Origin of the sequence: Paenibacillus medicaginis (assembly GCF_042138635.1) — a bacterium.
Classification (GTDB): domain Bacteria; phylum Bacillota; class Bacilli; order Paenibacillales; family Paenibacillaceae; genus Paenibacillus; species Paenibacillus medicaginis.
This window is the reverse complement of sequence record NZ_JBHIRY010000080.1, coordinates 1-853: the sequence shown is the minus strand read 5'-3', so window position 1 is coordinate 853 and position 853 is coordinate 1. Positions and strand designations below refer to the sequence as shown.

Genomic DNA, 853 nt, shown 5'->3' with positions numbered 1-853 from the left:
AGCGATACCACAAGCAAATCGGTTTATGGCGCATACAAAGCAACGGACGAAGACGATCTCCTCATCACCGAAGGGTATAGCCGTGATCGCCAAGGGGACAAGCAGTTTCAATACGGTCTGATCGTAGACGGACAAGGCTGTCCGATCTATGGGGATGTCCACGACGGCCATACGAGTGACAAAACCTGGAACCCTGACGTGCTGAAGAAATTGGACGGGCAGCTCCAAAAGGTGAATTTGCAAGGCTTTATCTACGTCGCTGATTCTGCTGCCATGACACGTGAAACGCTGGAGCAAGCGAAGAAAGCAAAGGCCTACCTCATCACGCGCGGCGGCAATAACCTGATCATCGTCAAAGAAGCTTTGGAGCAAGCGGATCGGCAAGAAGAAGCGTGGTCGGATCCACAATCGTTTGCCTCCTCCAAAACGAGCACCAAGTACCGCATGCAACAGTTTCACGCGAATTACGAGGGGCATGCGGTGCGGTTAATCGTTGTGGAATCCAGCGCACTGGATAAGAAAAAGGCACATACGATCGACAAGCGCGTCCGGCAGGAATGGGAACACGCGACGAAAGCGATGGAAGCGCAAACGAAACTGACGTACCACTGTGAGTATGATGCGCAAAGCGCGTTGAAAAAGTGGCTGAGCGATGATCCGCTGAGCTTTCATCGAATCGAAGCTGGTATCGAGCGTTTTGAAGAAATCGTGCGCCCACGCGGTCGTCCGAAGAAGGATGCCGTGCCGAAGACGGCCACACGCTACCGTATTACCTGCGAGCCGCTGATTCGTGATGAGGAGGCGATTGCGGCCACTCGCCGCAAAGCCTCCCGATTTGTGCTCGTCTCGACGG

At 54.0% G+C, this 853-nt stretch carries 1 protein-coding gene; it reads left to right on the top strand.

Annotated features, from left to right (window positions below; all coding sequences use genetic code 11):
• On the top strand, window positions 1-853 hold an 853-nt coding region (locus ACE5LO_RS27700; RefSeq protein WP_375523133.1), incomplete at both ends, for an IS1634 family transposase.